This is a genomic window from Pseudomonas sp. Emmai, from assembly GCF_055179735.1.
This window is the reverse complement of record NZ_CM143685.1, coordinates 818,165-843,469: the sequence shown is the minus strand read 5'-3', so window position 1 is coordinate 843,469 and position 25,305 is coordinate 818,165. Positions and strand designations below refer to the sequence as shown.

The 25,305-nt window shown below is 57.3% G+C and carries 19 protein-coding genes; 5 read left to right on the top strand and 14 right to left on the bottom strand.

Annotation, left to right across the window (positions count from 1 at the left end):
- Positions 1 to 24 precede the first annotated feature (24 nt).
- The 5 genes from aceE (at position 25) to msrA (ending at position 9,673) form a co-directional block, all read left to right on the top strand.
- Positions 25 to 2,670, top strand: a complete 2,646-nt coding sequence (gene aceE, locus ACY4LX_RS03745) for a pyruvate dehydrogenase (acetyl-transferring), homodimeric type (protein WP_133837944.1) — start codon at positions 25 to 27, stop codon at positions 2,668 to 2,670.
- A gap of 11 nt (positions 2,671 to 2,681) precedes the next feature.
- Positions 2,682 to 4,301 (top strand): dihydrolipoyllysine-residue acetyltransferase, encoded by a 1,620-nt coding sequence (aceF, locus tag ACY4LX_RS03740; RefSeq protein WP_463259202.1) that lies wholly within the window; start codon positions 2,682 to 2,684, stop codon positions 4,299 to 4,301.
- Positions 4,302 to 4,577: 276 nt separating this feature from the next.
- The gene (locus ACY4LX_RS03735; protein WP_463259201.1) at positions 4,578 to 5,972 is read left to right on the top strand and encodes an alkaline phosphatase D family protein; all 1,395 of its coding nucleotides are present in this window, start codon (positions 4,578 to 4,580) and stop codon (positions 5,970 to 5,972) included.
- Positions 5,973 to 6,262: 290 nt separating this feature from the next.
- Complete coding sequence (locus tag ACY4LX_RS03730; protein WP_149659221.1) at positions 6,263 to 8,956, top strand: sensor domain-containing phosphodiesterase; 2,694 nt, start codon at positions 6,263 to 6,265, stop codon at positions 8,954 to 8,956.
- A 69-nt stretch (positions 8,957 to 9,025) separates the two neighbouring features.
- Entirely contained in the window at positions 9,026 to 9,673 is a 648-nt protein-coding gene (gene msrA / locus ACY4LX_RS03725) for a peptide-methionine (S)-S-oxide reductase MsrA (protein WP_149659220.1), read from the top strand.
- Positions 9,674 to 9,771: 98 nt separating this feature from the next.
- On the opposite strand, the gene ACY4LX_RS03720 is transcribed toward msrA, so the two are convergent.
- The 14 genes from ACY4LX_RS03720 to putP form a co-directional block, all read right to left on the bottom strand.
- Positions 9,772 to 10,608, bottom strand: coding sequence for a 23S rRNA (adenine(2030)-N(6))-methyltransferase RlmJ (locus ACY4LX_RS03720; RefSeq protein WP_123402494.1), 837 nt, complete (start codon positions 10,606 to 10,608; stop codon positions 9,772 to 9,774).
- Between the two features lie 937 nt (positions 10,609 to 11,545).
- Positions 11,546 to 11,869, bottom strand: a complete 324-nt coding sequence (locus tag ACY4LX_RS03715; protein WP_463259200.1) for a hypothetical protein — start codon at positions 11,867 to 11,869, stop codon at positions 11,546 to 11,548.
- A gap of 339 nt (positions 11,870 to 12,208) precedes the next feature.
- The gene (locus tag ACY4LX_RS03710) at positions 12,209 to 12,565 is read right to left on the bottom strand and encodes a contact-dependent growth inhibition system immunity protein (protein ID WP_463259199.1); all 357 of its coding nucleotides are present in this window, start codon (positions 12,563 to 12,565) and stop codon (positions 12,209 to 12,211) included.
- Positions 12,559 to 12,975 (bottom strand): hypothetical protein, encoded by a 417-nt coding sequence (locus ACY4LX_RS03705; RefSeq protein ID WP_463259198.1) that lies wholly within the window; start codon positions 12,973 to 12,975, stop codon positions 12,559 to 12,561. The genes ACY4LX_RS03710 and ACY4LX_RS03705 overlap by 7 nt, the downstream gene beginning before the upstream one ends.
- Positions 12,975 to 13,424 carry a hypothetical protein gene (locus ACY4LX_RS03700; RefSeq protein ID WP_463259197.1) on the bottom strand — a complete coding sequence of 150 codons (450 nt, stop codon included), beginning with the start codon at positions 13,422 to 13,424 and terminating at the stop codon, positions 12,975 to 12,977. The genes ACY4LX_RS03705 and ACY4LX_RS03700 overlap by 1 nt, the downstream gene beginning before the upstream one ends.
- Positions 13,425 to 13,496: 72 nt before the next feature.
- Positions 13,497 to 13,850: a hypothetical protein gene (locus tag ACY4LX_RS03695; protein WP_463259196.1), complete on the bottom strand. Its 354-nt coding sequence runs from the start codon at positions 13,848 to 13,850 to the stop codon at positions 13,497 to 13,499.
- A gap of 24 nt (positions 13,851 to 13,874) precedes the next feature.
- Positions 13,875 to 14,252 (bottom strand): hypothetical protein, encoded by a 378-nt coding sequence (locus ACY4LX_RS03690; protein WP_463259195.1) that lies wholly within the window; start codon positions 14,250 to 14,252, stop codon positions 13,875 to 13,877.
- Between the two features lie 100 nt (positions 14,253 to 14,352).
- Complete coding sequence (locus ACY4LX_RS03685) at positions 14,353 to 14,853, bottom strand: hypothetical protein (RefSeq protein WP_463259194.1); 501 nt, start codon at positions 14,851 to 14,853, stop codon at positions 14,353 to 14,355.
- A gap of 45 nt (positions 14,854 to 14,898) precedes the next feature.
- Positions 14,899 to 15,315 (bottom strand): hypothetical protein, encoded by a 417-nt coding sequence (locus ACY4LX_RS03680; RefSeq protein WP_463259193.1) that lies wholly within the window; start codon positions 15,313 to 15,315, stop codon positions 14,899 to 14,901.
- A gap of 67 nt (positions 15,316 to 15,382) precedes the next feature.
- On the bottom strand, positions 15,383 to 15,793 hold the full coding sequence (locus ACY4LX_RS03675) for a hypothetical protein (RefSeq protein WP_463259192.1): 411 nt from the start codon (positions 15,791 to 15,793) through the stop codon (positions 15,383 to 15,385).
- A 7-nt stretch (positions 15,794 to 15,800) separates the two neighbouring features.
- Entirely contained in the window at positions 15,801 to 20,552 is a 4,752-nt protein-coding gene (locus ACY4LX_RS03670) for an RHS repeat-associated core domain-containing protein (protein ID WP_463259191.1), read from the bottom strand.
- Positions 20,552 to 21,289 carry a DUF4123 domain-containing protein gene (locus tag ACY4LX_RS03665; RefSeq protein WP_463259190.1) on the bottom strand — a complete coding sequence of 246 codons (738 nt, stop codon included), beginning with the start codon at positions 21,287 to 21,289 and terminating at the stop codon, positions 20,552 to 20,554. Before ACY4LX_RS03665 ends, ACY4LX_RS03670 begins: the two co-directional genes overlap by 1 nt.
- On the bottom strand, positions 21,279 to 23,291 hold the full coding sequence (locus ACY4LX_RS03660) for a type VI secretion system Vgr family protein (RefSeq protein ID WP_463259189.1): 2,013 nt from the start codon (positions 23,289 to 23,291) through the stop codon (positions 21,279 to 21,281). Before ACY4LX_RS03660 ends, ACY4LX_RS03665 begins: the two co-directional genes overlap by 11 nt.
- A 319-nt stretch (positions 23,292 to 23,610) precedes the next feature.
- Positions 23,611 to 25,095: a sodium/proline symporter PutP gene (gene putP / locus ACY4LX_RS03655; RefSeq protein ID WP_463259188.1), complete on the bottom strand. Its 1,485-nt coding sequence runs from the start codon at positions 25,093 to 25,095 to the stop codon at positions 23,611 to 23,613.
- Positions 25,096 to 25,305 lie beyond the last annotated feature (210 nt).

Below are 25,305 nucleotides of genomic sequence, written 5' to 3'. Positions count from 1 at the left end.
AGCCTTTCCGCCCTGGAGCAAGCCATGCAAGACCTCGATCCCGTCGAAACCCAGGAATGGCTGGACGCCCTGGAATCGGTTCTCGACAAAGAAGGCGAAGACCGCGCTCACTATCTGATGACCCGTATGGGCGAATTGGCAACCCGCAGCGGTTCGCAATTGCCTTACGCCATCACCACGCCATACCGCAACACCATTCCTGTGACCCACGAAGCACGCATGCCTGGCGACCTGTTCATGGAACGCCGCATTCGCTCGTTGGTTCGCTGGAACGCGATGGCCATGGTGATGCGTACGAACCTGAAAGATTCGGACCTGGGCGGTCACATCTCCAGCTTCGCCTCCAGCGCCACTTTGTACGACATCGGCTTCAACTACTTCTTCCAGGCCCCGACCGACGAACACGGCGGCGACCTGATCTACTTCCAGGGCCACACCTCGCCAGGCGTCTATGCCCGTGCGTTCATGGAAGGCCGCATCACCGAAGAACAAATGAACAACTTCCGCCAGGAAGTCGACGGCCAGGGCTTGTCGTCCTATCCGCACCCTTGGCTGATGCCTGATTTCTGGCAGTTCCCGACGGTATCCATGGGCCTTGGCCCGATCCAGGCGATCTACCAGGCACGCTTCATGAAGTACCTGGAAGCCCGTGGCTTCATCCCTGAAGGCAAGCAGAAAGTCTGGTGCTTCCTGGGCGACGGCGAGTGCGACGAGCCGGAATCCCTGGGCGCCATCTCCCTGGCTGGCCGCGAGAAGCTCGACAACCTGATCTTCGTCATCAACTGCAACCTGCAGCGCCTCGACGGCCCGGTTCGCGGCAACGGCAAGATCATCCAGGAACTCGAAGGCGTGTTCCGCGGTGCTCAGTGGAACGTGACCAAAGTCATCTGGGGCCGTTTCTGGGACCCACTGCTGGCCAAAGACGTCGACGGCATCCTGCAACGTCGCATGGACGAAGTCATCGACGGCGAGTACCAGAACTACAAAGCCAAAGACGGCGCGTTCGTGCGTGAACACTTCTTCAACTCGCCAGAACTCAAGGCGATGGTTGCAGACTTGTCCGACGACGAGATCTGGAAACTCAACCGTGGCGGCCACGACCCGTACAAGGTCTACGCGGCGTACCACGAAGCGGTCAACCACAAAGAACAACCGACCGTCATCCTGGCCAAGACCATCAAGGGTTATGGCACCGGTGCCGGCGAAGCGAAGAACACTGCGCACAACACCAAGAAGGTTGATGTTGAAAGCCTGAAGCTGTTCCGCGATCGTTTCGACATCCCAGTACGCGACGAAGAGCTGGAAAATCTGCCGTTCTTCAAGCCAGAACCCAACAGCGCCGAAGCCCGCTACCTGAGCGAGCGCCGCACTGCACTGGGCGGTTTCGTGCCACAGCGCCGCGCGCAAAGCTTCAACATCCCGACGCCGCCACTCGACACCCTCAAGGCCATCCTTGACGGCTCGGGCGACCGTGAGATTTCCACCACCATGGCCTTCGTGCGGATCCTCGCGCAACTGGTCAAGGACAAGGAAATCGGTTCGCGCATTGTTCCGATCATCCCGGACGAAGCCCGTACCTTCGGTATGGAAGGCATGTTCCGTCAATTGGGCATCTACTCGTCCGTCGGCCAGCTCTACGAGCCAGTCGATAAAGACCAGGTGATGTTCTACAAGGAAGACAAGAAGGGCCAGATCCTCGAAGAAGGCATCAACGAAGCGGGCGCCATGAGCTCCTTCATCGCTGCCGGTACTTCGTACTCCAGCCACAACCAGCCAATGCTGCCGTTCTACATCTTCTACTCGATGTTCGGCTTCCAGCGTATCGGCGACCTCGCCTGGGCCGCTGGCGACAGCCGTACCCGTGGCTTCCTGATCGGCGGCACCGCCGGCCGGACCACGCTGAACGGCGAAGGCCTGCAACACGAAGATGGTCACAGCCACATCCTGGCCGGCACCATCCCGAACTGCCGCACCTTTGATCCAACCTACGGCTATGAGCTGGCGGTGATCATCCAGGACGGCATGAAGAAGATGACCGAAGAGCAGCAGGACGTTTTCTACTACATCACCGTGATGAACGAGTCCTACCAGCAGCCAGCCATGCCGGCCGGTGTCGAGGAAGGCATCATCAAGGGCATGTACCTGCTCGAAGAAGACACCCGCGAAGCGGCGCACCACGTTCAGCTGATGGGCTCCGGCACCATCCTGCGTGAAGTCCGCGAAGCCGCGAAGATCCTGCGTGAAGAGTTCAACGTCGGCGCTGACGTGTGGAGCGTTACCAGCTTCAACGAACTGCGTCGCGACGGCCTGGCCGTGGAGCGCAGCAACCGTCTGCACCCGGGCCAGAAGCCTAAGCTGAGCTACGTCGAAGAGTGCCTGAACGGCCGTAAAGGTCCGGTCATCGCGTCTACCGACTACATGAAGCTGTTCGCTGAACAAATTCGTCAGTGGGTCCCGTCCAAGGAATTCAAAGTCCTGGGCACCGACGGTTTCGGTCGCAGTGACAGCCGTAAAAAGCTGCGTCACTTCTTCGAAGTCGACCGTCATTTCGTGGTGTTGGCAGCCCTGGAAGCCTTGGCTGACCGTGGTGATATCGAACCTAAGGTGGTGGCTGAAGCTATCGTCAAGTTCGGGATCAACCCGGAAAAACGCAACCCACTGGACTGCTGAGGAGACAATCTGTGAGCGAACTCATTCGAGTACCTGACATCGGCAGCGGTGAAGGTGAAGTAATCGAACTCTTTGTGAAGGTCGGCGACCGTATCGAAGCCGACCAGAGCATCCTGACGCTTGAGTCGGACAAGGCGAGCATGGAAGTGCCTGCGCCGAAAGCCGGCATTATCAAGAGCCTGAAAGTGAAGCTGGGCGATCGCCTGAAAGAAGGCGACGAACTGCTGGAGCTGGAAGTCGAAGGTGCCGCTGCACCGGCCCCTGCGCCTGCCGCTGCTGCGCCGGCTGCCAAGGCTGAAGCGAAACCGGCTGCTGCACCTGCCGCCGCTGCTCCGGCTGCCGCGCCTGCTGCCGCTTCGGTTCAGCAAGTGTACGTGCCGGACATCGGTTCGTCGGGCAAGGCCCAGATCATCGAGATCCAGGTCAAGGTTGGCGATACCGTCGCCGCTGATCAGTCGTTGATCACCCTGGAATCCGACAAGGCAAGCATGGAAATCCCATCGCCTGCCGCAGGCGTGGTGGAAAGCGTTTCCATCAAGCTGGATGACGAAGTCGGTACTGGCGACCTGATCCTTAAGCTGAAAATCAAAGGCGCTGCGCCTGCTGCTGCACCGGCTCCGGCCGCTGCTGCCGCTTCTGCTCCAGCCGCCGCTGCACCTGCTGCCGCACCGGTAGCGGCCGCACCTGCTGCTGCCCCGGCCAAGCCTGGCGCCAAGGTTCACGCCGGCCCGGCTGTTCGCCAACTGGCCCGTGAATTCGGCGTCGAGCTGAACGCGGTTGGCGCAAGCGGTCCGCACGGTCGCATCCTCAAAGAAGACGTGCAGGTTTACGTCAAAGCGATGATGCAGAAGGCCAAGGAAGCACCGGCCGCTGCGGCTGGCGCAACCGGCGGCGCGGGCATCCCGCCGATTCCGGTCGTGGACTTCAGCCGCTTCGGTGAAACCGAAGAAGTGCCGATGACTCGCCTGATGCAAATCGGCGCGTCGAGCCTGCACCGCAGCTGGTTGAACATCCCGCACGTGACTCAGTTCGATTCGGCTGATATCACCGACCTGGAAGCGTTCCGCATCGCACAGAAAGCCGTGGCGGAAAAGGCCGGCGTCAAGCTGACCATCCTGCCGCTGCTGCTCAAGTCGTGCGCGCACCTGCTCAAGGAACTGCCGGACTTCAACAGTTCGCTGGCACCAAGCGGCAAGGCGATCATCCGCAAGAAGTACGTGAACATCGGCTTCGCGGTCGACACCCCGGATGGCCTGCTGGTACCGGTCATCAAGAACGTCGACCAGAAGAGCCTTCTGCAGCTGGCGGCTGAGGCGGCCGTATTGGCTGCCAAGGCCCGCGACAAGAAGCTCACCGCTGACGACATGCAAGGCGCCTGCTTCACCATTTCCAGCCTCGGCCACATTGGCGGCACCGGCTTCACGCCGATCGTCAACGCGCCGGAAGTGGCAATCCTCGGTGTTTCCAAGGCAACCATCCAGCCAGTCTGGGACGGCAAAGCCTTCCAGCCGAAACTGATGCTGCCGCTGTCGCTGTCCTACGATCACCGTGTGATCAACGGCGCCGCTGCTGCACGCTTCACCAAGCGTCTGAGCGACCTGCTGGCGGACATCCGCACCATCCTGCTGTAACAACCGATGGGCCCTCCTTCACCGGAGGGCCTGTTGTGTTCCAAGATTTCCGAGCGCCACGCTCGTACCTCAACCCCGCCAATTTGGCGGGGCTTTTTTTGCCTCGTAAAAACCTCGGCACTTTCCTACATTCCTGGCTGATTTCACCTACAACTCCAGTCCCCTTCGACTCGATATTTTTTGCCGGCCAGTAACTAGTCTTAGTTGCCATAAGTTCAGCACGAACTTTGACACCCTTAATAGCTTAGTTAGCATTACTTCGAACGGATTCGAAACATGTTCAAACCGACTGTCGGCCCGATCATTGGCCACACTACAACTCATCACGCGCGCATTTTCTTGCGCGGTAATACACAGGACAGCGACACCGTATTTGCCGGCATCCGTTACCGGCGCGCGGGCGATGAACGCTGGACTAAAGGCGTGTTTGCCAAACTGTCGCTCTTGCGGGATATGTCCGACGTTATTGCATTAAATAATCTGGGTGAAGATACCGAGTACGAATATCAGGCTGGCTGGTTCAGCCCGATGAACCCGGTGCATACCGTGGAAACGGTGCAGGAGTTGCCCTTGCAATGGCCGCGGGAGATCTATCAATTTCGCACTCGCTCCAGCCAGCACGCGCAGCCCCGAGCCTATATCGTCGGCTCGTGCCGCTACCTGCGCATGACGGCGGGCATTGCCTCGGCGCCGCATCTGGGCGACCGGATCTTTGCCTCGATCACGCAACTGGCGGAGCACGCCAATCCGCCGATCAGCGCCACGCTGATGACCGGAGACCAGATCTATGTCGATGACATGAACCGTATTGCCCCTGACCGTGAATACAAGGACATCCTCAGCAAGTACCGGGCGGCGTTTTCCCAACCCAATATCAGTAAGTTGATGTCCGGCACATCGACTTACATGATCCTCGACGACCATGAAATCGAAGACAACTGGCCGGCCAATAAAAGCGGAAACGATGATTACTTGTATAAAAACGCCATCGCCGCCTATGAGTTGTATCAGGCCAGCCACAGCCCCGCGCATGAACTATTGGCGAACGGACAAATAAGCCGGAAGCTGGAACAGTATTGGTACCAGTTTGCCGAGGGTGATATTGAATGGTTTATCACCGATAGCCGGACCCGACGCAATTTGTCTGCCCAGGATCGACGGATCCTCGATGAAGCACAGGAGCAAGCGCTGCTTGAATGGCTGATCCACAGCCCGGCGCGGGTGAAGTTCGTGGTCACCAGCGTGATGTTCTACCCCGATCGGAAGCTTCATGGTGATGACGCGTGGAAGGCGTTCCCGGAACAACGCCTGCGGCTGCTGGAAACCATTCGTACGCATCGCATCCAGAACGTCATCGTCGTTTCCGGCGATGTCCACGGCTCGCTGACCAGTCGTCTGACCCACAGCGAAGATCCGGACTTCGAGGTGCACACCATCGTTTCGTCGCCGCTGTGCAACAGCAAGCTGCTGCCGTATGCCCACAAATCGACGTTCATCCTCGATCAGCCTTTGGCGCAAACAACCGCCGGGGACTATCAGCACGAACTGACGAGCAAGGTGGTCAGCCAGGATAACTTTGCGCATCTGGTGGTTGAGGCTGAGCAGATTCGGGTCAATTACCACGATCGGGAGGGCGGGCTGCTGCAATCCATCAGCATTCCCTTAAGGTAATTCGCAATCCCGTGGCGAGCGAGCTTGTTCGCGCTGGGCTGCGCAGCGGCCTCAGGATTTTTGTGAGCGCTGCGCACTCAAGCGCGAGCAAGCTCGCTCGCCACAGGGCTCCAAACGATTACTTTCACCCCCGCGCTGGAGAAATCCCCCCTCCTGCCGACATATTCTTATAGCACTTGGCCTTCATGTCTCTTGTCAGTCGGTGCCGCAATGATGCAACCTTGCCGCAGGCAACAGTTAAGAGGGCGAGAGCCCGGCGCGATCAGCATATTCGAAGCGAGTTCCCTCCCATGAAAAGCCAACCCGATGCCGCCAGCCGTATGGTGGCCGAGGTAGTGACGCAGTTGCCTGTGCCCTCGCGGCTCGGCATGCTGCGTTTCGAACGGCTGAATGAAGCGAGCTGGGCGTTGCTGTTTCTCGATCCCAATTGCGAACGCCAGTTCGGCCTGCCAGCGGTGGAGCTGTGTGCGCTGGTAGGTTCGCCCTACGCCAGCCTGATGGAGCCCGAAGCGCGCTATCAACTGCATGACGCGATCCAGCTGCAACTCGCCGACAGCCCGCATTACCTGATTCGCTACACCCTGCACACCGCCGCCGGCACCTTGAGCCTGCTGGAACTCGGCGAAGCCTACAAACAACACAATCGGCACCTGCTGCGCGGCTACCTGCTGGTCGTCGATGGCTTGTTCGACGGTGAGCCGCTGCTGCCGGCCCTGGACCTGGAAACCCAGAACTCGCGCCTGCAAATCGCCCTGGAACTCAACCAGCGCGCGCAGCAGGAACAACTGCAGCACCTGGACCGGGTGCGTGCCCAGCAAGACTTGATCCTGCTGCTGACCCGCCAGCGCTACAGCACCGGCAATTCCCTGAAAGAAGCCGCCGAACTGATCACCCGCTGTGCCTGCGACATCTACGAAATCGACTGCGCCAGCCTGTGGAACCTCGAAGGCTCAACGTTGGTGCCGATCTCGGCCTATCACCGCGCCACTCAGGAATACCTGATGCCGGAGCCGATCGACGCCAGCAGTTTCCCCGATTACCTCGACGCCCTGCACACCAGCCGCGCCATCGATGCGCACAACGCGATCCGCGACCCGCGCACCCGGGACATGGCCGAAAGCCTGCGTCCACGGGACGTCAACGCCATGCTCGACGCCAGTATCCGCGTCGATGGCCAAGTGGTCGGCGTGTTGTGCCTGGAGCAGACCGGCGCCACCCGCGCCTGGCAATCGGACGAAATCGCCTTTGCCGGTGAGCTGGCGGATCAGTTCGCCCAGGTCATCAACAACCACAACCGCCGCACCGCCACCAGCGCCCTGCACCTGTTCCAGCGTGCGGTCGAGCAAAGTGCCAACGCCTTTTTGCTGGTCAATTGCGACGGCGTGGTCGAGTACGTCAACCCGAGCTTCACCGCGATCACCCAATACAGCACCGAAGAAGTCCACGGCCAGCGCCTGTCGGAACTGCCGGCGCTGGAGAACCTCAGCGAACTGTTGTTCGACGCGCCCTCGGCGCTGGCCAAGAGCAACAGCTGGCAGGGCGAATTCAAGAGCCGGCGCAAAAACCTCGAACCGTACTGGGGCCAGTTGTCGATCTCCAAGGTTTATGGCGACAACCGCGAACTGACCCATTACATCGGCATCTACGAAGACATCACCCAGACCAAACTGGCTCAGCAGCGCATCGAGCGCCTGGCCTACACCGACAACCTGACCAACCTGGGCAACCGCCCGGCGTTTATCCGTAACCTGGATGAACGTTTCGCCCGAGACAGCGATACCCCTATCAGCCTGTTGCTGGTGGACATCGACAACTTCAAGCGGATCAACGACAGCCTCGGCCATCAGACCGGCGACAAACTGCTGATCAGCCTCGCCCGGCGCTTGCGCAATAGCCTGAGCTCCAGCGGCAGCCTGGCGCGCTTCGCCAGTAACGAATTTGCCGTGCTGCTGGACAACACCGACCTCTCGGCCGGCCAGCAAGTCGCCAACCAGTTGCTGGCGACCCTCGACAAGCCGATGTTCGTCGATAACCAGTTGATCAGCGTCACCGGTTCCGTGGGCCTGGCCTGCGCGCCGCTGCATGGCCGCGACCCGCAGACCTTGATGCGCAACGCCGGCCTGGCGCTGCACAAGGCCAAGGCCAACGGTAAACATCAGGTCCAGGTGTTCACCGAAGCGTTGAACGCCGAGGCCAGCTACAAGCTGTTTGTCGAAAACAACCTGCGTCGCGCCCTGACCCAGAACGAGCTGGACGTGTTCTACCAGCCCAAGCTGTGCCTGCGCAGCGGTCGCCTGCTGGGCATGGAAGCCTTGCTGCGCTGGAACCATCCGGAAAAAGGCATGATCCGCCCGGACCAGTTCATCAGCGTGGCGGAAGAAACCGGCCTGATCATTCCGATCGGCAAATGGATCGCCCGCCAGGCCTGCCGCATGAGCAAGCAATTGACGGCTGCTGGACTGGGCAACCTGCAAGTGGCAATCAACCTGTCGCCCAAGCAGTTCTCCGACCCGGACCTGGTGGCGTCCATCGCCAGCATCCTCAAGGAAGAAGCCCTGCCGTCGAACCTGCTGGAGCTGGAACTGACCGAAGGCCTGCTGCTGGAAGCCACCGAAGACACGCACTTGCAGCTCGACCAACTCAAGCGCCTGGGCCTGACCCTGGCCATGGACGACTTCGGCACCGGTTACTCGTCGCTGAGCTACTTGAAAAAATTCCCGATCGACATCATCAAGATCGATCGCAGCTTCATCCACGAGATCCCGGACAACCAGGACGACATGGAAATCACCTCCGCGGTGATCGCCATGGCCCACAACCTGAAACTCAAGGTCGTGGCCGAAGGCATCGAGACCGCCGAGCAGTTGGCGTTCCTGCGGCGCCACCGTTGCGACGTCGGCCAGGGCTACCTGTTCGACCGCCCGATCCCGGGTTCCGAGCTGATCGAAAAGCTCAAACGCTACCCGCGCGGTCCTCTCGCCTGACAGCGGCGAAACACTCGGGCAAACTGAGTGTCTGACAATTTACATTCAACCTGACTGAGGGGACTGATCATGGTCTTGCGCTCGGAAATTCTGGTGAACAAAAACGTGCTCCCGACTAAAGAACAAGCTCTGCCCGGCCGCGAAACCCCGATGAACCTGCCGGAAAAACACTTCGTCCACGACGCGCCGCTGCTGGGCCCGTTCGCCATGGATGTGGATTTCGCAATTTTCGGCCTGGGCTGCTTCTGGGGCGCTGAACGCAAATTCTGGCAGCGCGAAGGCGTGGTCAGTACGGTGGTGGGTTACGCCGGCGGCTTTACGCCGAACCCGACGTATGAAGAAGTCTGCTCCGGCCTGACCGGCCACAGCGAAGTGGTCCTGGTGGTCTACGAACCGGCCAAAGTCAGCTACGAAGAATTGCTGAAGATGTTCTGGGAACTGCACAACCCGACTCAGGGCATGCGCCAGGGCAACGACATCGGCACCCAGTACCGCTCGGTGATCTACGCCACCAACCCGGATCAGTTGGCCGCCGCCAAGCACAGCGAACAAGTGTTCCAGGCTGAACTGACCAAGGCTGGCAAAGGCACCATCACCACCGAAATCGACGAAGCGCCGACGGTCTACTTCGCCGAGGCGTATCACCAGCAGTACCTGGCCAAAAACCCTGAAGGGTATTGCGGAATTGGCGGTACAGGCGTGGTTTGCCCGATCTGAAGATAGCTATAAGCGGCAAGTTTCAAGCTTCAAGCTTCAAGTAAAAGCCCTGCGCTAACCGTTTTTACTTGTCGCTTGCCGCTTGCCACTTACCGCTGCTACTCCGCAATTAGCCAATCCATCTGCCACCCACCCTGGGTCTGCCCCAACTTCTGGGACAACCACGGCAACAACTCACGCAATTCCTCTTCCAGCCCCCACGGCGGATTCGCTATCGCCAACCCCGAACCGTTCAGGCTGTTCGGCGTATCCAGCGGATGCACCAACAACTCCACCCGCAACAACTTCGGCGCGCCCGAGCCCGCCAGGTCTTGATAGAAACGACGCAGCAGACGCTGGTCCTTCACCGGGTACCAAATCGCCGCCACGGTCTGACGCATCCGCCCCACCGCTTCTTTGAGCGACGCCGCGCAACGCTGCATCTCATCAAGCTGCTCGAACGGCGGATCAATCAACATCACCGCCCGCTTCTCCTGCACCGGCAACATCGCCCGCGGCACATGCCAGCCTTCGCCCAAGTGAACCTTCACCCGACGATCACCGGCCATGTTGTCCTTGAGCAGCAAACCGTCCTCGGGGTGCTTCTCGTTGAGCATCACCCGATCCTGCGGCCGCGTCAGGCGCCGCGCCAACTCCGGCGAGCCCGGGTAATAGCGCAACTGGCCATCCGGGTTCATGTCGTGCAACACCTTCATGTAATCGGCGGTCAGCGCCGGCAAATCCGGCTGATCCCACAACCGCGCGATCCCTTCCAGGTACTCCCCGGTACGACTCGCCTGATCACCCTGCAGGTCATACAGACCAATACCGGCGTGAGTGTCGAGATAGGCAAACGGCTGCTCCTTGCGCGACATCAGGGCGATGAGGCGGGTCAAAGTCAGGTGTTTGAACACATCGGCGTGATTGCCGGCATGGAAGGCGTGACGATAATTCATGATTGCTCCTGCGAAGGCCGGGAAGTTTACCTTGTACCGAGCCGAACGTCAGGGGTTCACGGCCGAGCGGGCATTCCGCACTCTGATCATTCCCACGCTCCAGCGTGGGAATGCCTCCCGGGACGCTCCGCGTTCCAGCCGCACCACCGATGTCGCGCCTGATACCGAGGTGACGCAGAGCGTCACGGGCTGCATTCCCACGCAGGAGCGTGGGAACGATCATGGGGGTGGCCGTACGCAGGTGTGGAAGACCGGGACGTCAGACACCCGTCGCACTCAAAAAGCGCCCCGCGCACAGCCACCATAAAACACCGACGCACGATCGTTCCCACGCTCCGCGTGGGAATGCCTCCCGGGACGCTCCGCGTTCCAGCTGCACCACCGATGTCGCGCCGGACACCGAGGTGACGCAGAGCGTCACGGGCTGCATTCCCACGCAGGAGCGTGGGAACGATCATGGGGGTGGCCGTACGCAGGTGTGGAAGACCGGGACGTCAGACACCCGTCGCACTCAAAAAGCGCCCCGCGCACAGCCACCATAAAACACCGACGCACGATCGTTCCCACGCTCCGCGTGGGAATGCCTCCCGGGACGCTCCGCGTTTCAGCCGCACCACCGATGTCGCGCCTGACACCGAGGTGACGCAGAGCGTCACGGGCTGCATTCCCACGCAGGAGCGTGGGAACGATCATGGGGGTGGCCGTACGCAGGTGTGGAAGACCGGGACGTCAGACACCCGTCGCACTCAAAAAGCGCCCCGCGCACAGCCACCATAAAACACCGACGCACGATCGTTCCCACGCTCCGCGTGGGAATGCCTCCCGGGACGCTCCGCGTTCCAGCTGCACCACCGATGTCGCGCCGGACACCGAGGTGACGCAGAGCGTCCCCGGCGGCATTCCCACGCAGGAGCGTGGGAACGATCATCACGCAGCCTTACTCCGGCGACCGAGCCCGCAACCGCCGCCCAATCAAATCCAGCACATCACACCCATCCCGTAACGGAATGGCACAGAGCAAGGCAAAGTCACTGAGGATGAAGGACTCACATTCGATTGAATCGCGCATGGACAGGTTTTCCAGCACCTGGGTAACGGCGCGGATTCGATAGTTGGCAGCGTCATACAAAACATCGAGCGGGGCGTGGGTATCGACGAACAGGGTGGGCATTTCGCAGCAATTGCTGGTAAGTGCCATGTAGCGGTTGTCGGGGTGAGGAACTGGTTTTTCGTAGGGTGGGTCGGGGTGAAGAGTTTTCATTTTTTTTAGACCTTGGGGGATAGATTGAAGCTACCAACGGCCTTTCCTACGGGCTTGGGTGGCAGCCGTGCGCGGGAGTAGGAAACTGAGGTACCCACCAAACTCAGCCACGCCGAAGCGTGTCCCGCGCACAACCGCCGCGAACGATCTTACGGACACGAATTAAGTGCCGCAATCAGACGACAGCGCAGATGCGCGGTGAATACCTAAGGGTTCCTACACCCTGCCACTGCATTCGCAGCGACAGCCAAAGACTATCCACGGATCTCACATCGCACCAGTTCATGGAAACCGCCACGACCTGAAGGAAACTTCCGACGACCTTGTCCGGAAATTTCGCTAACGATTAGGCTTCAGACTCAAGAGCTGACGATCAAACAAATCCAATAAATGTAACAACCAAGATTCACCAGACGGCCAATCGAGCCAATAACAGTAACTGCAGCACATATCACTCAATAGAAATTGCCGCAGTTCGACTTCGTTTTTATCAAACGACAAAAGGGTCATCATCTGAGCACGCACTTCTAATATGGAGTCGACATACGACTCCATAAAAAACGACTGTATTACTTCATCTGCCGTCCTATGCATGCACATCCAGTCTTGATGAAAATAACAACCAAAGAACTGGAACAACTCTTCAAAATCCTGCTTATTGCTTCCGTCTTTATCGCCATACTCCTCACCTACCACGTCGAAAAATCCTCTTGGCTGGCTTTATACAATTCATCACACCAGGCTTCGGATAGCTTAAGATGTATATCTTCAAAAAACGCCTTTGGATCTATCATTTCACTCCATCCAACAGGAAGCAAAGAATGCGCCTTCGGATCATGCTCAAAAATCTTAGAGAAAGCACTAGAGTCACCGTCAAGAGCCTCACTCAGTACAAAAAACAAAACAAATTTGTGCCGATAACTCAAACCCGCGAAGCGCTTGATAATAAATTTAGATATTAAAAATTCTCTATCCGAAGGGCAGCCTGGATCGTATGCCGACAATTCAACACCAAGACTCTCCTCGCGGTCATATATATCAAACCCGCCGAGGAAATGCCCTAAGAGGGGATTATATGGAACCTCAAGAAATGGATGCATCAGCATTAGATTTTCTCTATCGGATAAAGCGCTATAGGCTGCAACGTCTCGAAGTCGAATTTCATCTCAAACGCATTCATTTGAGGAATGAAACGCGGATTTTCTGGATCTAAAGGATTAGGCTCATATCCCTGACCTACATTTTCAGCCTCCATTCTTACTAACAAATTTCCTTTGCTATCCTCACCAGTAAAACGAGACATTTTTCTAGCCTCCCTTGTCATCGATTCATTGTAAGCATTCAGTTGCGCTCTATGGCTTATAAATTTAGAGCTTGGAACAGCTCTCCACTCCCTACTTACAAAAAGAAGTTCGCGACCAAGGGTTTGCTGCTCAGTTGCAGAGCCGGAATTTTCCACTTGATGATTATCCGAATTTTTCATTGCAGCAATTCTTTTTCTATGACCACTAAAAAACGCAATCTTTAGAAGCTGATTATTCAATACAATCGCCATACTTTTTAAGCACTTCATCTTCGTAATTACAGCCTGAATTGAAAAATGGAAAAACTCTATTTACTCCCAGAGCTATGCACGCCTTTCAGCCACATACCCGTTAGCTACTACTGTCAACACAACATGCCACTCGCGAGCACAAGTAAAACAATAGCTAAACGCTACTTTTGCAGGGTCGTTCAACGCCAGCTCCTGCGACAAAGGCGTTACATCCTTCACAAACATCTCTGAGATCTCCGCCCCCACTGCCCCAACGGATTTAAACCCCAGAACATTCTCAAATGTAATTATCCAGCGCTCTTCCTGCCAATCTAGAAACTCTATAAAAAGACTCTCTCTCCCACATGTTTTTTTTTCAATGACGCCGTCTGAAACTGGAAATTCTGTCATTTTAGTAAAAAACAAAGTAAAACGAAAAAGATTCAATCATTCAAATTATTCGTTTGTCGATCAGAAAGAAACATCAATCCTATCCACCCTGACCTTTACGAATTGTTCGTTAAACTCTGGATTGTCGCAGTGGATTTCCTGATCCATAAAATCAACAAAGGATCGGAAGACACTTCCGTCCAAATAACCATATAGAAAGCATGAAAATCCATCGCCTATCACTTCAATCAGTGAGTCGGGTCGCTTTTCTGCAACGGTAATGAAGTCATCATTAGGAAGGACTATCTCGAACTCGGCCTCATAGGATCCCCCTACCTGAATTTTTTCAGAGCAGCAGCTCGCAAAGCATTTAACTTCCACACCATTAACAAGCAATAAAACTTCTTCTTCAACGACGAGACTTACTGCCAGGACAGTCACAACATACTTATCTATCATTTGAAGCCCCCACAGCTTTATTGAAAATCCAAACTCTTACTTTCTTACCAAAAAGCAACAACTAAAGACCTACCAACGACACACCACCCAATAAAACAACTTAACGCATCGTCTCCCCACCAAAAAGCCCCAAATCCAACGCTACCAAGCTTCTGTAATAAAAGTCGCTATTGCTACTTGTATAGGCATGTCTAAAATCAAGAAGCTGTTTGTAAAGAGCCTGTATTGCGGGATCTTTTATAAGCCTCATACCATCTAAAACCAAGCAGATATCATAAATCTCTTCCGCTTGCGCTTCCATCTCAGCCCTATATTCCTCTCTGGACTTAATTCCTAGAAAACGTGAAAAATGAAATGGAAGATTTCCATTCGAACGAAAGATCCTTAAAAAAAGAGTTACAAACCTATCTACAAAATATCTTCTATTCGGGCACGCTGGATCTGCTGCAAATTCTAATAAGCCTTTGGCCCCTAGCACCCTCATCACAGCATTATCAAAGCACGCAGCGTCTCCATCACAATCACTTTCAGCCAAATCAATAACAGTGCGCCCATAGGCCCAATCTGTAATTACCCCACGCGTTAGTTTTTGATCAGACATCTAACACTCCATTTTAAATTGCCAAAACAATTCAAAATTATTTCTTCACCAAGTGGACCGATCTTCCAACCCTGCCTTAAGCAGTTCATCTTTCCAGACTTCTTGCGCCAAGGTATAGACATGTTCAAGAAAACCACGAGGATTCTCTAATTCGTACCATTCACCGCGTGGCCAGCTCGCAGCCTCGTCTTCATCAATATCGAACAAACCTTGGAAGTCATAGCTTTTGTCATTCAGCTTCTCTGCTAAAGACTCCACCAAAACAAGTTTATGTCGGTAGTTCAAATAGCCTAAATTCAATGTGTACTTTCTAATCAGCTCGCCCCTATCCCACCTATTGTTAGGATCATAGATTGAAAGCTCCGCACCTAGCGTCTCTTCACGATCATAAACATCAAAAACCCCAATAATCCACATTAAACCTGGATGAAACTCTTCACCTAAAAATGGGTCTCGCAACACTATTTGTCTCAGCCCCCAAAATGCAAATTCTGGCCAAAAGCAATCAAGCTAACAATCACTAGACTTTTTACCAACTCTCTGGATCTTCAAGACTGGCCCTTTGAAGGTCTTCTTTCCATACGACAGTTGCCAATCGGTAAATATCTTCAAAAAAAACTCTTGTATTTTCCATTTCATCCCACCCATAGGGAAATGAGGAATATGCCTCTGGGTCATACTTAAAAAGTGCCTGGAAATCGTAGCTTTTGTCCTGAAGCGCCTGTTCCAAACATTTATAAAGCAAAAAATGATGTCGGTAGGTACGATTACTAACCAGACAATACTTGAGTATTAACTCTTCCCTATCCGCCGGATCATTCGGATTAAATTTCTCCAACTCCTCTCCAAGTGTTTCTTCACGATCATAAATATCGAAACACCCCAAAAAATATGAAGGTGTCGGAACATATGGCTGCCCAGTTCCAAGATCAACAAACATACTCACCTCACCTAATTGGATACAACGTAAACGGTATGCCTTTATCATCGAATTTCATCTCGAAGCGGTCCATGCTAACGCGTACAGGGTGTTCTTTTGAATTAGCATTTGGTATGTACCCTTCCCCTGCACCCGGAAGTATCATTCTGACAATATTGTTGCCCTCTCGGTCTATACCGGTGAATTGAGACAGCCCGCGCTCCGTTCTCGTTGTTGCAAGAGTGTAAGCCTCCAGCATCAACTCCCAACTGATAAATCTGGAGCTTGGATTACCACGTCGATTCCTGGGTCTTCTACCAGTAATGGGGTCCGTACCATCAATAGCTCTCTGTTTCCATTTGTTATCTGGAACCTCTGGGCTATGTTTCCCCACCATATGCATGCCTTGGCTCGTGTCCAAACGTTTGATTTCTATCTCGGCAAGCTCCGCCGGACTTAACTTGGGCTTCGGTAGTTCAGGCTCACCCTCATCAACCCTAGCGCCAGTCGTATCACCCGGCACTGTACAACCAGCCGCTTTCGGTGGCGGGCAGCTCAACCCCAACGGATCAACCCACCCCGTCGGATTCGGCGTGTACTGGTACTGGTTCAGCCCACCCGCCAACTTGATCGGATCAGGCGTCAGGTACCGGCCAATGTCCGGATCATAGTACCGATGCCGGTTGTAGTGCAGGCCTGACTCGGCATCGAAGTACTGCCCTTGAAACCGCAACGGCTGTTCAAGTTGTTCGCCGGCCCCGCGTGTCAGGCGGGTGACTTTGCCGTAAGCGTTGTATTTCGCGGACCAAACGATTTCGCCGCTGTAGTCGGTCAGTTCCTGCGGGGTGCCGAGGTGGTCGAGTTGGTAATAGAACGGGCAGGCTTTGCGCGGGCCTTTGCCGTCGAGCATGGCCAAGGGGCGGAAGGTGCCGGGTTCGTAGACGTAGCTGCGGTGGTGTTCGCGGCTGCTTTCGGCGACGACTTGGTCGCCTTGCCAGAAGAATTCGGTGGTTTTGCCGTCGACGGTTTTGGCGATGCGGCGGCCGAAGGCGTCGTAGCGATAATTCGCACAGCTGCCATCGGGCAACGTAACGCCCACCAACCGGTGCTGGCAGTCGTAGCGGTATTCGGTGACCCGTTTTTGCGCAGTACCACGGCGTTCGCGGATGAGGTTGCCGAAAGCGTCGTAGTCGTAATGCCGGTCGCCCTGCATCAGCAGGCGATTGCCCTTGATGGTCGCCGCGCCGGGGCGGTCCTGCATCAGCAGGTTGCCCGCCGGGTCGTGGGCGAAGCTTTCCGGTGGGTCGTCGCGGGTGTGGCGGACGCGGGTCAGGCGGTTGAGGGCGTCGTAACCATAGCTGCGCTGGCCGTGGCGGGTGTCGGCGATGTGGTCGAGGTTGCCATTGGCGCTGTAGGCATAGTCGCGGCGATACAACGGTTGCTGCTGTTGGCTGACAGCGTGAGCCTTCAAACGCCCCTGATCGTCGTAGGCATATTCGCTGAGCAGCAAACCTTGCTGGCGCTGACGCTCACGACCGAAATGGAATTGATGAGCGGTGAGTCGCGCGCCGTTGAGGTCGATGGCCGTCAGCGCACCGCCCTTGGCGTAGTGGTAGTCGAGTTTGCTGTTGTCCGGCAGGCGCAGGCGTTTGAGTTGGCCGCAGGCGTCGTAGCTGTAACGCAACGTTCCCCAACCCTGGTGCTCGGTGATCAACCGATCCTGTTTGTCGTAGGAAAATTCCAGTGGATGATCGTGGCCGTCATCGACGCTGACCAGGCGCCCGAGGCTGTCGTAGCGATACTCGACCTTGACGCCATCGGGCAGGGTCTTGACCAACAGGCGCCCGGCCGAATCCCGCGCGTAACCGGTGACCAACCGCGAGCCGTCATCACCGAACTCGGTTTTCTCCAGCAGTTGGCCATTGAGGTCGTAGGCATACGCCGTGCGCTGCCCGTCGAATCCAGTTTCCTGTCGGATCAATCCATTGGCGGTGTAGTCCAGCTGATATTTTTCGCCGGATTCGTTTTCAATTTCTGTCAGCAGAAGTTGCGGATTGTCGTAACGGTATTTCAGCTGCGTGCCGTCGGGATTGATCCGGCGGCTGACCAGGTGCAGGTCTTCGGCGTATTCATAACGGGTGATGCGGCCGAGTTCGTCTTGCTCGGCGGTGATCTGACTGTAGGCGTTGTAACTGAAGGCGCGAGTGGCACCTGTAGGAAGGGTCGTCTGGATCAGTCGGCCAACGGCGTCCCACTGGTAATGGGTGACGGCGCCATGTTCGTCCTGGCTGGTAATCCGCCGCCCCATGACGTCGTAGGAAAACTTTCGCTGTCCGCCACCCGGCAAGGTCTCTTCTACCCGTTGCCCCAAACCATTCCAGACGAAGATGTGCCGACTGGTATCGGGGTAGCGGATCGTCAGCAACCGCCCTTGGACGTCGTAGTAGTAATGGGTGACCTGCCCGTCCGGATCGACCGCCTCGGTCACATCGCCCTGGGCATTGCGGCGATAGGTCCACACTGCGTCGCCGCGATAGCGCGCGTGTAGGAAGCCGTTGCGATACTCGTAGGCCGTTGGCTCGTCTTCCGGCGGAATCAGCGCCACCAGGCGTCCGACTTCGTCGTAGCGGTATTCGGTGATCGCGCCGAGCGGGTCTTGCTCGGCAATCAATCGCCCCTGTTCGTCGTAGGACTTGAGGTGTTCGCCGCCGTCGAGTTCGACCTTGCGCACCAGTCGCGCCCGGTCGTCGTGGACGTAAACCTCCTCGCTGCCGTCGATGTTCTTGACGGTGACACTGCCTTCGTTATCCCAGACATACCGCGTGTCCATCTGCGAAAACGACGCCCAATGCCGGACGCATCGCGCAGCCTTGCCGGACTTTTCCCACTCCCAAAAGAAACTCGCCCCACCGGTCAGTTGCCGCTGCAGGATGACGTGATGGTCGTCGTAGTCGTAGCGCTCGCTGTCACCGGCCGCGTTGATGGCGGCGATCAGCCGGCCACGCTCGTCGTAGTCGTAACTGACCAGCGTTTGCTCGGTGTGCCAGGCCTCCTCGAGGGTGGCCGCCGGGCGGAATTGCTGGTAGTCGATGGCGATCAAATGGCGCCGCACATAGCGCAACAGCAAGGCGCGGCCCGCACTGTTGTCGAGGCGTTTGATCCGGCCCTGGTGGTCGCGGGTGATGCGCAACCGGTTGTCATACCCGTCGCTGATCGCTGTCAGAAAACCGTTATGAAAGTGGTAGAAACGGGTTTCTTCGCCAGCCTGGGCGAGGATCAGTTCTTCAGGCTCTTCGCCGAGATAAATCGCCGCGCGCGACAGGCTGTTGTGGATGGCCGGGCGTTCGCTGCTCGGTAGCGGAAAGGTCGTACGCCGGTTTTCGTGGTCGATCCAGATGACGTGTTCGCCATCGATTTCCAGGCGATGGGCCAGGCTGTGGCTCCAGCCGAAACCGAGGCCGCTGTCGATCTCGGCGGCGCTGGTGCGGTAGAGCCGGGTGAAGTCGAACGGCAGCACACCGTCGAGGGTGCCATCGGTCAACGTCAGCAGTTCTTCGCCAGTGACCATCGACACCGGGCAGCCATTTTTGCAGGTCGATGGCACACAGGTGGCGCTGTCGCCGTTGGGGTTTTTCGCTTGGTCGGGGGCGTCGTCGTGGTGTTCGTCTTTCTTCAGCGAAGCGTTGCGGCGGGCACGCCAGTTCAGCCGCATCCGGCCTTTTTGCATGCCGGCCGCGATGCCTCGTGCGGCGATTTTTTTGTAGCGGTCAACGTAGCTGATGAAGGTGTTGATGATCGTGAAGATCGCCTTCACCAGACGCAGCACGGCACTGAGTAATTGCGCGCCTCGGTCCGCCAGACGCATCGTCAAGTAGGCGATGCCAGCAACCGCTCCGGCGAACGTCAGGACGATGCCGATCAGGATGTCGATCAACAACTGCACCACGATCATCGACATTGCTTCGGCGGTTTTACCGGCGATTTCGCTCGGTGGCAGCATGTCCAACCAGAGGCTGGCACTGCGCACCAGCAAGCACAGCGCTGCCTCGTCACTGGCCAGCAATTGGGCTTTTTCCATAACGTGCGGGGCGGTTTGCGCGAGGTCCTTCAGCGCTGCGGCGCTCTCGCCCAACCGCTCGGCAAACTTTCCGGGATCCTTGAGAATCTCCGACAGCAGGCTGATACCGTCCCACACGCCTTCGATAGCCGCCCAACTGCCCGCGAGCAGTCCATTGCCTACAGCCGCCGAAGAAGATTCCGACCACTTCGGTTTAAACGTCTGCCACTCATCCCGCAGCCACGTTTCCAGCTCCCTCGTCAGCCCATCGTAGGAAGAGAAGAGATCTTCAACCTGCTCCGGCGTGACTTCGTCGTGAACGTGAATACGGTAGAACTTGCCCTCTTCTCCTCTGAATGTCCCTTTACCGTCTTCATCCAGCGTGACCGGCGTCACCTCCCCGCCATCGGCCGCAATCACATCGACCTGGATATTTCCTACAGGGATGTCATAAACCGATTCGAACTTGCTCTCGATCTCGAGCGTTCCGCCCTTCGGACACTGCACAACGGTGGAAATAAAGTCGTCGTCCGCACTGCCCACAATGGTGCTGGCATTGCCGAACCGGACGATCCGCTCCATCCCCATCAACGAAGGCAAATCAGCCGCATGACTGGCCGCGTCCGCCGTCCGGCTGAACCAATGCTTAAGCTGTTCACGGTAGAGGGAAAGGGTGTTCGGAAAACTGTCGAGCTCCTGCTCGATACGCACAATCTGATCCATCAATTCAGCTCCGCCGTCAGGTAATCCACCAAGGCTTGTTTCGGTGCTCCAGGAAGGGACGGCGCCCCAAGAAAACTCGCGATCTTGTGTCGCAAAACGCTGTAGGGAAAAGCTTCGAACAGATCACGACGGTCCTCACTCAGCCACGTCAGTAAGTTGTTGATCCGGGTGATTTCAGACTGTGTGGCGAGTTGTTCCAGCAGGGCCTCGGGGACCTGCCACCAAGGAAAAACCTGCGAACTCTTCAGTGCGCGTCCACCGATTTCGAGCGGCTGGCCGTTGATCAGGCAACGACTGATCAGCGGCAGCAGTTGCGCACCATCGACTTCGCCGGATTGCAGAATCGGCAGCAGATAACGCCCATCCCAGAAACGGAAAAACACCGAGTCGCCGTTGGGCAGCAGCGCTTGCGTGAGGGAGCGCAAGTGCTCGACCAGCGCTTCCTGGCTCGCGGAAGAAACCGCCAACCAACCCCAATCGCGAGACTCGGTGGTGGCGACCCACTCCAAAAACTCACTGTCAGCGGCAACGATTCCCACAAAGGGCATCACCGGTTCCCACTCGGCATACACGGTGTCAGCCCAGATCGGGCTCGGTGCTTGCGCGGTGATCGAGCGTTGCCAGGCAACGAATGGTTCAGCGGCGCTGGCATTGCTGAAAATGGCGAAGAGTTTTTCCGAGGGCTTGAGCGGTTGCTGCTCCAGCCAGTCGCGAGGAGCCAAGTGATCAGGCTGCACAAACACCCTCCTTGCAGCGCTCGCATTCTTCACAGAACGGCGCATCACTTTTCAGGCTGAAAATCTGTGCGGCGCTGAGCAACGCCGCTGGCGCTGCGGCGAGTTTCAGTGGCACGTCAGGCGAACTCGCAACCGCCGCCATGGCCGCCATCGGTGCCCCGCCGACCTGGATCGGCACGCTGCTGAAAATCCCGCCGGGGCCGATGTTGATCCACTGCCCACCCGCCTGGATGGTTGCGCTGGCGCCGCCGTCGATGACCACTTGCTGGCCGGCGCGGACATGGAATTGTTGGCTGGCGTTGAGGGCCTGGCTGTTCACGCGGATGTGGCGGTCGCCGGTCACCAGCAGGTGGTCGTCCTGGCGGATTTCGGTTTGGCGCTGACCGTGGGTGATGCGCTGCTCGTCGGCCTTCAGCTCGTGCCGGGCGATGCCGGTGACGACGATGCTGCGGGCGTTATCCACTTGCACCTGTTGATCATTCAACACGTGCTGAGTCCAGTTTCGCTGGGCGCGCAGGTAAATTTCCTCGGCGCCTTTGCGATCCTCGATGCGCAACTCGTTGTAGCCACCGCCGCCGGGGCTGCTCTGGCTGCGGAAAATGCTGCGGGTCTTGTCGGCGGGAAGGTCCAGCGGCACGGGGGTCGCGGCGTTGGGCAGGCAGCCCATCACCACGGGTTTGTCGGCGTCGGCGTCGATGAAACCCACCAGCACTTCCATGCCGACGCGGGGTATCAATACGCTGCCGTAGCGGTCGTGCGCCCAACCGGTGGCGACCCGCAGCCAGCAACTGGAATGCTCGTTGAGTTGGCCGTCGCGGTCCCAGGCGAGCTGGACTTTGACGCGGCCATATTCGTCGCAATGGATTTCGCTGTCGGACGGACCGGTGACGACGGCATGTTGATAGCCGAGCATGCGCGGCTTGTCCGGCCCCAGCGGTGGGCGAAACGGCGCACTCCAAGGCGTCGCGAGAAAGGTATTGCGGTAGCCCTGGAATCCGCCGTCGTCGGTGACGGACTCCTCAAGCACTTGCGGTTGACGGCCCTGGTGCTCGATTTCCGTAACCAGCCACAAGACATTCCAGTCGGCACGCGGATGCTCGGCCAGCTGCAGGAAATGTCCGCTAACCAATGCCGATTGATCGCTGCGACCTTCCGCCAGACGGTAATCCGCCGCATGGCGCTCCAGGGCTCGCTGGGTCAGTTGCTTGCCGGATTCGCGATCAGTGAATTGACCGGGGAAGTGGTAATCCTCCAGTACCGGCAGCTGTTCGCTGTCGACACGGCTTTCGAGTTGCAGGCGCGGTTTGTGGAAGTCGTAGTCCCGGCGTGTAACGGTTGTAGTCCGCGTTTCCCAACGCACGTTGAAACGCTTGATCGCCGGCGCGCTCGCGGCCATGCCGCTGCCGGGCAGGTACAGCGTGGGTTCGGGCAGCGGCGGGAACACGGTCTGGTCGTCGCCGAACACCAACAGATGCCCGTCGGGGCTGTGTTGAAAGTGGAAGTGAATGCCGATCTCGGCGCAGAGGCGCTGGATGAACGCCAGGTCGCTTTCCGCGTACTGCACGCAGTACTCGCGCTCGGGGTAGTCGCTGCCAAGTTGAAACTTGAAGGCATCGCGCTGGATGCCGTGGTCCTTGAGAACCTGCGCGATGATCGCCGGCACGCTTTTGTGCTGGAAGATCCGCTGATTGAAGCGCTGACCGAGGTAGGTCAGACGCGGGACCAGGCTGACTTGATAGCGTGTCAGACGTTTACCGCAATCCCCTTGGCCAATGCGATAGATCTGACCGTGAATGCCGGAACCTTGCCCATCGAAACTCAGAAACGCCTGACGGTGCAGGAGGTTTTCCAGTTCCAGATCCGGCCGCTCGCTGACCAGTTCCAGGTCGAAACGGAACGGTTGGCTGATGGCTTCCTTGCCGGTGAACTCAAGCACCTTGAGCTCATTCTGGACGCCGTCGAGGGTCAACGTGAAACGCGGTTGATTGGCAGGCGCGAACATCCGATGTGTCTCTGCAGAATGAGGGCGGGCGATTCTGCATGAGCAACAGGGCGGTTTGAGCAGAGGGCAGGGAAATCAGATTTTCCCTACTTTTTTAGGGAATTGTCCTTCAAGAATCGGTGCATTTAGCTACAGACATTTCCCTACGGAAGCAGTGTGGTGAAGCTGAAGACGCCTTCGCGGGCAAGCCTCGCTCCTACAGGATTGCGCTGGATCGTGAGCTGAACCCTGTCGGAGCGAGGCTTGCCCGCAAACAAAAAAAAACGGCCCGCCTCCACAGGAGACGGGCCGCTTTCCTACAAGCGATGGCGTTAAATCATCACTTGTTCAAGCGGAAATCCGCTTCAGCCGCCGCAAAGCGCATCAGCATGCCTTTGGTCGGCGCGCCCAGCTTGCTGACGATGTAGATCGCCAGGCTGGCGAAGATGAAGCCCGGGATAATTTCGTACAGACCCAGCAGTTCGAAATGTTTCCAGACAATCACGGTGATTGCACCGACCAGAATGCCGGCCAGTGCGCCGTTGCGGGTCATGTCTTTCCAGATCACCGAGATCAACACAACCGGACCGAACGCAGCACCGAAACCGGCCCAGGCGTAGCTGACCAGCCCCAGTACACGGTTGTTCGGGTTGGCCGCCAACGCGATGGCGATCAGGGCAACCAGCAACACCATGGCGCGACCGACCCAGACCAGCTCGACCTGGGAAGCGGTTTTACGCAGGAAGGTTTTGTAGAAGTCTTCGGTCAGCGCGCTGGAGCACACCAGCAACTGGCAGCTCAGGGTGCTCATTACGGCCGCCAGGATGGCCGACAGCAACACACCGGCAACCCATGGGTTGAAGAGGATTTTTGCCAGTTCGATAAACACACGTTCGTGGTTTTCGGTTACCGGCGCGGCCAGCTCAGGGTGAGCCGAGAAGTAGGCGATGCCAAAGAAGCCTACCGCGACGGTGCCGCCCAGGCACAGGATCATCCAGGTCATGGAGATGCGGCGTGCTTTAGTAATCGACTTGACCGAATCCGCCGCCATGAAACGCGCGAGGATGTGCGGCTGGCCGAAGTAGCCCAGCCCCCAGCCCATCAGCGAAATCACGCCGATGAAGGAGGTGTTTTTCAGCATGTCGAAGTTGCTTGGGTCTTGCGCTTCGATCGCCAGGAACGTGGTGTCAACGCCACCGGTGGCCAGCAGCACGATGACCGGCGTCAGCAACAGCGCGAAGATCATCAGCGTCGCTTGTACGGTATCGGTCCAGCTCACGGCCAGGAAACCGCCGACGAAGGTGTAGGCAATTGTCGCCGCAGCACCGGCCCACAGCGCCGTTTCGTACGACATGCCGAAGGTGCTTTCGAACAGACGGGCACCGGCCACGATGCCCGACGCGCAATAGATGGTGAAGAACACCAGAATCACGATGGCGGAGATGATCCGCAGCAGGCCGCTTTTATCTTCGAAACGGCTGGAGAAGTAGTCCGGCAGGGTCAACGCGTCGCCGTTGTGCTCGGTCTGCACCCGCAGGCGACCGGCCACGAACAGCCAGTTCAAATAGGCACCGACGATCAGGCCAATGGCAATCCAGCTTTCGGACAGGCCGGACATGTAGATGGCGCCGGGCAAGCCCATCAGCAACCAGCCACTCATGTCGGAAGCGCCGGCGGAAAGCGCGGTCACGACGCTGCCCAGGCTGCGACCGCCCAGGATGTAGTCAGAAAGGTTGTTGGTGGAGCGATAGGCCATGAAGCCGATCAGCACCATTGCTGCGATGTAGATCACGAACGTGATCAGGGTTGGATTGCTTACGCTCATTCGAATGCTGCCCTGGCTTTGTTTTTATGTAGTGGCGAAGTGTGAAACGCCGACAAACGACACTGTTTGTTCAGACGGTTTTCAGCCCCGCGCATTTATGACTGATGTTTCCCCAGGAAAGCCATCAGCCGGCGCACCTGTCTTTTTTTGACCGGTTGCACCTTGGGCGCGAATCCTATTCAACAACCCAAATGAGGTGCAACCCATTTC

What these genes read in the sequence shown, in the direction of transcription:
- ACY4LX_RS03670 (WP_463259191.1), bottom strand. Translation starts at nt 20,552, where the DNA reads ATGGATCAGATTGTGCGTATCGAGCAGGAGCTCGACAGTTTTCCGAAC.
- ACY4LX_RS03690 (WP_463259195.1), bottom strand. Translation starts at nt 14,252, where the DNA reads ATGATAGATAAGTATGTTGTGACTGTCCTGGCAGTAAGTCTCGTCGTT.
- putP (WP_463259188.1), bottom strand. Translation starts at nt 25,095, where the DNA reads ATGAGCGTAAGCAATCCAACCCTGATCACGTTCGTGATCTACATCGCA.
- aceE (WP_133837944.1), top strand. Translation starts at nt 25, where the DNA reads ATGCAAGACCTCGATCCCGTCGAAACCCAGGAATGGCTGGACGCCCTG.
- ACY4LX_RS03685 (WP_463259194.1), bottom strand. Translation starts at nt 14,853, where the DNA reads ATGTCTGATCAAAAACTAACGCGTGGGGTAATTACAGATTGGGCCTAT.
- ACY4LX_RS03730 (WP_149659221.1), top strand. Translation starts at nt 6,263, where the DNA reads ATGAAAAGCCAACCCGATGCCGCCAGCCGTATGGTGGCCGAGGTAGTG.
- ACY4LX_RS03715 (WP_463259200.1), bottom strand. Translation starts at nt 11,869, where the DNA reads ATGAAAACTCTTCACCCCGACCCACCCTACGAAAAACCAGTTCCTCAC.
- ACY4LX_RS03700 (WP_463259197.1), bottom strand. Translation starts at nt 13,424, where the DNA reads ATGGCGATTGTATTGAATAATCAGCTTCTAAAGATTGCGTTTTTTAGT.
- ACY4LX_RS03660 (WP_463259189.1), bottom strand. Translation starts at nt 23,291, where the DNA reads ATGTTCGCGCCTGCCAATCAACCGCGTTTCACGTTGACCCTCGACGGC.
- ACY4LX_RS03705 (WP_463259198.1), bottom strand. Translation starts at nt 12,975, where the DNA reads ATGCTGATGCATCCATTTCTTGAGGTTCCATATAATCCCCTCTTAGGG.
- ACY4LX_RS03675 (WP_463259192.1), bottom strand. Translation starts at nt 15,793, where the DNA reads ATGTTTGTTGATCTTGGAACTGGGCAGCCATATGTTCCGACACCTTCA.
- msrA (WP_149659220.1), top strand. Translation starts at nt 9,026, where the DNA reads ATGGTCTTGCGCTCGGAAATTCTGGTGAACAAAAACGTGCTCCCGACT.
- ACY4LX_RS03720 (WP_123402494.1), bottom strand. Translation starts at nt 10,608, where the DNA reads ATGAATTATCGTCACGCCTTCCATGCCGGCAATCACGCCGATGTGTTC.
- ACY4LX_RS03735 (WP_463259201.1), top strand. Translation starts at nt 4,578, where the DNA reads ATGTTCAAACCGACTGTCGGCCCGATCATTGGCCACACTACAACTCAT.